Origin of the sequence: Kitasatospora putterlickiae (genome assembly GCF_039527695.1) — a bacterium.
Classification (GTDB): Bacteria; Actinomycetota; Actinomycetes; order Streptomycetales; family Streptomycetaceae; genus Kitasatospora; species Kitasatospora putterlickiae.
Genome location: NZ_BAAAKJ010000461.1, coordinates 1 through 5,660 on the forward strand (window position 1 = coordinate 1; position 5,660 = coordinate 5,660).

Annotated in this window: 7 protein-coding genes and 1 pseudogene; 3 read left to right on the forward strand and 5 right to left on the reverse strand. The window is 74.0% G+C overall.

Features of this window, described 5'->3' with window-relative positions; genetic code table 11:
• Positions 1-264 (reverse strand): annotated as a pseudogene (locus ABD308_RS36870) (hypothetical protein); the annotation flags it as partial.
• 220 nt (positions 265-484) lie between these two features.
• Positions 485-772 (reverse strand): hypothetical protein, encoded by a 288-nt coding sequence (locus ABD308_RS36875; RefSeq protein ID WP_344344669.1) that lies wholly within the window; start codon positions 770-772, stop codon positions 485-487.
• Positions 773-1,113: 341 nt separating this feature from the next.
• Between ABD308_RS36875 and ABD308_RS36880 the strand changes: the two genes are divergently transcribed.
• A complete protein-coding gene (locus ABD308_RS36880) occupies positions 1,114-1,419 on the forward strand; it encodes a chaplin family protein (RefSeq protein ID WP_344344671.1) in 306 nt (101 codons plus the stop codon).
• Between the two features lie 111 nt (positions 1,420-1,530).
• Here ABD308_RS36880 and ABD308_RS36885 read toward each other — a convergent pair whose 3' ends face one another.
• Positions 1,531-1,944, reverse strand: coding sequence for a universal stress protein (locus ABD308_RS36885; RefSeq protein ID WP_344344681.1), 414 nt, complete (start codon positions 1,942-1,944; stop codon positions 1,531-1,533).
• A gap of 608 nt (positions 1,945-2,552) precedes the next feature.
• Here ABD308_RS36885 and ABD308_RS36890 point away from each other — a divergent pair.
• Positions 2,553-2,945, forward strand: coding sequence for a transglycosylase family protein (locus ABD308_RS36890; RefSeq protein ID WP_344344673.1), 393 nt, complete (start codon positions 2,553-2,555; stop codon positions 2,943-2,945).
• A gap of 130 nt (positions 2,946-3,075) precedes the next feature.
• Here ABD308_RS36890 and ABD308_RS36895 read toward each other — a convergent pair whose 3' ends face one another.
• Positions 3,076-3,669, reverse strand: a complete 594-nt coding sequence (locus ABD308_RS36895) for a pyridoxamine 5'-phosphate oxidase family protein (RefSeq protein ID WP_344344675.1) — start codon at positions 3,667-3,669, stop codon at positions 3,076-3,078.
• Between the two features lie 194 nt (positions 3,670-3,863).
• Between ABD308_RS36895 and ABD308_RS36900 the strand changes: the two genes are divergently transcribed.
• A complete protein-coding gene (locus ABD308_RS36900) occupies positions 3,864-4,634 on the forward strand; it encodes a DeoR/GlpR family DNA-binding transcription regulator (RefSeq protein ID WP_425554950.1) in 771 nt (256 codons plus the stop codon).
• A gap of 12 nt (positions 4,635-4,646) precedes the next feature.
• Here the strand turns inward: ABD308_RS36900 and ABD308_RS36905 are convergent.
• On the reverse strand, positions 4,647-5,660 hold a 1,014-nt coding region (locus ABD308_RS36905), incomplete at its 5' end, for an ABC transporter permease (RefSeq protein ID WP_344344679.1).

Below are 5,660 nucleotides of genomic sequence, written 5' to 3' on the forward strand. Positions count from 1 at the left end.
GCCGGGGGCGAGGCGTCCGCTGCGGATCGCCTCGCGCAGGGCGGTCATCAGGGCGGACCGGCGGCTGCCGGTGGCGGGCAGGTCGAGGTGCAGGTCGGTGCCGGACGGGCCCGCGTCGGAGCGGGTGGCGGCGGTGGTGGCGTTCGCGTCGTCCGTCCGGCGGCCGGTGCGGTGGGCCGGCCGGGCGGCGGGGCGCGTCAACTCGCCTGTAGCGGTGGGGCGGCGGCGCGGCGTCCGGGGCGGATCGACCGAGGTGTCCGTCATGGTCCCGCACCCTATCGCCGGGCCGGTGCGGGCCCCGGGGCCGGGCCCGCCGCCCCGGGGCCCGCCGTCCGGCGCATCTCTCCGGTCGCTCGTCTCCGGGGCCGCCGGCGCGCTCCGGCCCGGCGCCGACGGTCGGCGGGCGCGGTGCCGGCTCCTCCGTCGGCGGCTCGGCCCTGCTCCCTTTCGGCACCGGCACGCCCCTTCGGCCTGTTCGGTCCGCTCAGTCGATGCGGACCGAGTTGACGATGTACGCGCGCACGTCGTTGCGGGTGCGCTCGGCGAGCGCCGAGTCGGTGGAGTAGGCGCTGACGGTCAGCCAGATGTTGCCGGACTGCGGGACGCAGACGATGGTGGCGATGACGTCCGAGGTGCCGCCGATCACCTGGTAGTCGCCGTCGCCGGCGAGGTCCCAGACCTGGAAGCCCTGGCGCAGCAGCGCGGTCTGGGCCAGACCGAGGCAGTCGGCGAGGGTGTCGTTCTTGGTGAAGGTGCCCCAGTGTGCGTACATGCGGGTCTCCCGTTCGTGCCGTGGTGGCGGCGGGGCAACCGGGCCTGCTCGTTCCGGGCCGTCGCCGTGCATCGAGGGTCGGGGAGCGGCCGTCCCGGGCGCACGGGGCGGGGGTCCCGTTCCGGCCCGGGTCCGGAGGGGGACGAGGGGCGGGACAAGGGGTGGGACAAGGGGGAGGCCGACAGGGAGGATCAGGGGGCTGGATGAGGGGCGGGCGCGCCAGGCGGGTGGTCCGGGCGGGTGGCGGCGCTCCTGCATCGGTGTGCGATCCCGACTGCGATCGGGTGATCGGATGGTCGGATTATGTCGTCCTCAGCGTGTCGGCTGGCTATTCCTTCGGCATGACCAACACCAGGAAGTACCTGCTCGCCGCCGGTCTCAGCGCCGCGCTGGCGGTCCTGTCCGCCGGCCCCGCCTTCGCGGGCGACTGCGACGAGCCCGTACACCACCAGCCGGCGCACCACTCCCCCGCGCACCACGAGTCCCCCACCTCCTTCCAGGGCGGTGGCACCACCTGTATCAACGAGGGCGGCGCCTACGCCAACGGCGTGGTGACCAACTCGCCGGGCGTGCTGTCCGGCAACCAGATCCAGATCCCGATCAGCATCCCGATCAACGTCTGCGGCAACGGTCTCTCCATCCTCTGACCGACGTCCGCCCGCGCCGGCTCCGAGCCGGCGCCCCTCCGCACCGCACAGGGCTGCGCCCCCGGAACCCCCGGGGGCGCAGCCCTCTCCCGCGTACGCTCTGCCGCGCGCCTACGGGACCACGGTGACCGGCCAGCGGCCCGCCTTGACCAGCCGCACCGCGACCGAGCCGATCACCCGGTGCCCGGCCTGCTCGGAGGCGCCGACCACCACGCCGTCGGCCCGCAGCTCGTCCGCCAGCCGCGCCAGCCCCGTGAACGGGTCGCCGCGCACGGTCAGGAACCGCCAGTCCACCCGCCAGACGTCGCGCAGCCGGTGCTCGGCCTCGCGGATCGCGGTGAGCAGCTCCTCGGCGATCTCCCGGGTGGTCTCCTCGACGGCCGCGCCGGCCAGGGCGGTGGCCGCCCCCAGGACCGGCTGGACGTAGGCGATCGCCAGTGTGGCGCCCTGCCTCCTGGCCAGGCCGGCCGCGTAGGCGGTGGCCCGCCAGGAGGAGTCCGAGCCGTCCAGGCCCGCCAGGATCATCGTGGGACCGTCGGTGCCCAGCTCGAACCCGGCCGGGGCCGCCACCGGGTCCGGTTCCCCCGGCTCCCCCGGCTCCCCCGGCTCGAAGGCCGCCTCGTCCCGGTCCGCATCACTCTCGTTGCTCATGGGCCGAGGCTATTGCGGACACCGTGGGTGACGGCAGGGGGCTCGACGGGTGAGGGCTGTGGCGGGGGCCACCCGGACCGTCTCCGCCGGACCGCCGGACGGCCGGATTCGCGCACGGCGCGGCGAGGGTTCGTCACCCGCCGTCGACCGTGTGCGCGGCCTCACAGGGCCCCGGACGTGGCCCAGGCCACTTTCCGCGAAGGTTTGATCTTGAAAATCGGGACATTTGCCTTCAAATCAGCCCATTTCCTTGATCCTTACTACCGGTAACCCCGCTCTGACGTGGCTAAACCTGCGATTCCTTGAAACAGCCCCCCAGCCCCCGTAACTTCGAATGCGTTGCACCGAGCAAGCCGCTCACCAGGGCCTCACCGCCCAGGAGCAGCACGGTGCCGAACCACGCGAGCAGCGTGTCCCCGAAACCGACGGCCTTCCGAGGGCCTGGTTCCGCGCGCTCGCAAACCCTCTCCGAAAGGAATCCCATGACCTTCCGTAACGAGACCACCGCTGCCACCACCACCGCCACCAAGCGTCGCAACCGCGTCCGGATGGCTCTGATGGCCGGGGCGCTCACCGCCCTGCCGGTGGCCGGCCTCGTCGCGGCCAACGGCGCCTCCGCCGCCCCGGCCTCCGTGTGGGACAAGGTCGCCCAGTGCGAGGCCACCGGCAACTGGGCCATCAACTCGGGCAACGGCTTCTACGGCGGCCTGCAGTTCACCTCCAGCACCTGGGCCGCCTTCGGTGGCACCGCCTACGCCCCGCAGGCCCACCAGGCCACCAAGGCGCAGCAGATCGCCATCGGCGAGAAGGTCCTCGCCTCGCAGGGCCCCGGCGCCTGGCCGGTGTGCTCCGTCAAGGCCGGTCTGACCAAGTAAGACCCCGCCGCCTCCCCGCCCCGGGGAGCGCCACGACAACGCCGCTGCACTCGGCCGGGCCCGCGAAGGGCCGGCCGGAGTCCAGCGGCGTCGTGCGTTCGGCGCGCGGGTGCCCCGGGAAGCCCGCCGGTCAGCCGGCGGGTCCGGGGCGGGCCGGGAGCGGCAGCGGGATCGCCGGCAGGCCGTCGAGGCTGCTGGCCACGTGCGGCTTGCGCTCGCAGTAGGCGCTGAACTCCTCCTCCGTCTGCCGGCCGAAGTACTGCGCGTGCAGGTCCCGGTCCTCGCGGTAGTCCATCAGCGGAACGGCGTAGCCGCAGGAGTCGCCGACCCGCTCGGCCCTCACCAGCACGATCGCGCGCAGCGAGGCCCCGTCCGCCGCCGGGTCGAAGCGCGCGAGCAGCCCGGCGAAGCGCGGGTCGTCACGGAACACCGCCTCGCCCTGGCCGTGCACCCGCAGGATCTTCGGCGGGCCGTCGAAGGCGCACCACATCAGGGTGATCCGCCCGTTCTCCCGCACATGGGCCACGGTCTCCGCCCCCGAGCCGCCGAAGTCCAGGTAGGCGAGGGTGAGTTCGTCGAGCACGGCGAGGGTCCCGGCACGGCCCTTGGGTGACAGGTTGACGTGCCCGTCGGCGGCGAGCGGCGCGGTCGCCACGAAGAAGACGGGCTGTGCCTCGATGAACGCGCGCAGGCGGTCGTCGATCTTCTCGTAGGTCTTTCCCATAGGAGGATTCTGCCTCCGGACGAGCCGGGCGGAGATCGGGTTTCCAGCATGCGGGACGCCGCCTCGGCGGTCGGCCGTGCGCGGGCGGCCAGTATCCTTGACGGACTCGCGGACCGTCCGGTCCTGGGGGCGACGGTGTGTGAGGGAGTGGGGCCTTGGCCGACAGCGGGCTGCTGGCCCATCAGCGGCAGGCGATGATCGCCGAGATGGTGCGCCGCAGCGGGGCCGTGCGCGTCGCCGAGCTGGTCGAGCAGCTGGGCGTCTCCGACATGACCGTGCGCCGCGACCTCGACGCCCTGGAGCGCTCGGGCGTGGTGAAGAAGGTGCACGGCGGGGCCGTCGCCGCCTCGGGCACCGCCATCGACGAGCCGGGGTTCGAGGCGAAGTCGGTGCTGGAGTCGGCCGCGAAGGCCGCCGTGGCGGAGGCCGCGGCGACCCTGGTGGAGCCGGGCAGCGTGGTCGCGGTCGCGGCGGGCACCACGGCGTACGCGGTCGCCGCCCGGCTGCTGCACGTCCCGCGCCTCACCGTGGTCACCAACTCGCTGCCGGTCGCGGAGCTGATCCGCTCCACCGGCGACGAGCCGACGGCGGGCGCGCCGACGCTGCTGCTGACCGGCGGCTCGCCCACCCCCTCGGCGGCGCTGGTCGGTCCGCTGGCCGACCAGGCGGTCCGCTCGCTCCACGTCGACCTGCTGATCCTCGGGGCCCACGGGGTCTGCGAGAAGGCCGGTCTGACCACGCCCAACCTCGCCGAGGCACAGACCAACCGGGCGCTGATCGCCTCCGCGCGCCGGGTCGCCGTGGTGGCCGACCACACCAAGTGGGGCGTGGTCGCGCTCAGCGGGTTCGCCGCGCTGGACGAGGTCGACGTGTTCGTCACCGACTCGGGTCTCGGCGCCGAGGCCCGCACCGTCCTGGCGGAGACCGTCGGCGAACTGGTCGTGGCACCGGTCCCGACGGACTGAGAGGGGCCCCGGCTAGCCGGGCAGGCCGACCGCGCGGTCGCCGGAGCGGGACTGCTGCACGACCACCGCCGCCACCAGCAGGGAACCCTGGGCGACGTTCTGCCAGAAGGCGTTGACGCCTTCGACGGTGAGGCCGTTCTCCAGCGCGCCGAGCAGGGCGACGGCCAGCAGGGTGCCGCCGATGCCGCCCCGGCCGCCCTTGAGCGCGCAGCCGCCGAGGGCGGCGGCGGTGATCGCCTTGAGTTCCAGGCCCTCGCTGCCGGAGACCGGCTGGCCGGAGCCGGTGCGGGCGGTGAGCAGGATGCCGGCGAGCGCGGCGACCGCGCCGATCAGGGCGTAGACGGCGACCAGGTACTTGTTGATCGCGATGCCGGCCAGCCGGGCGGCGGTGTCGTTGCCGCCGATCGCGTAGAGGTTGCGGCCGATGTCGGTGTAGGTGAGCAGGACGTGCACGGCGAGCGCGACGAGGATCAGGATCCAGACCATCACCGGCAGTCCGGCGATCCGGCCGCGGCCGAGGAAGACGAACACCGGGTCGCCGAGCACGTAGCCCTGCGCCCGTCCGTCGGAGACGAGTTGGGCGATGCCCTTGTAGGCGGCGAGGCCGGCCAGGGTGGCGATGGTCGCGTTGACCCGGCCGTGGACGATGACGACGCCGTTGACGACGCCGACCAGGACGCCGACCGCCACCGCGGCGGCCGTCCCGGCGAGGGCGTTCGAGCCGGCCGAGGTGAAGGCCATGGCGCTGACCACCGAGGCGAGGCCGGCCTGCGAGCCGACCGAGATGTCCAGGCCGCCGCAGATGATCACGACCGTCTGGACGACGGCGAGCAGGCCGGTGATGGTCGCGGCCTCGGCGATCACCTGGATGTTGGTCCAGTCGAGGTAGTTGTCGTCGAGCAGGCCGAAGACGGTGAGGACCAGGGCGAGGGCGCCGAGCAGGCTGAGGTTCTGGACGCCAATGCCGGCCAGCAGCGCGCGCGGGCGCCCGCCGGTGCGCCGCGCGCGGCCGGGGCCGGGGCCGGC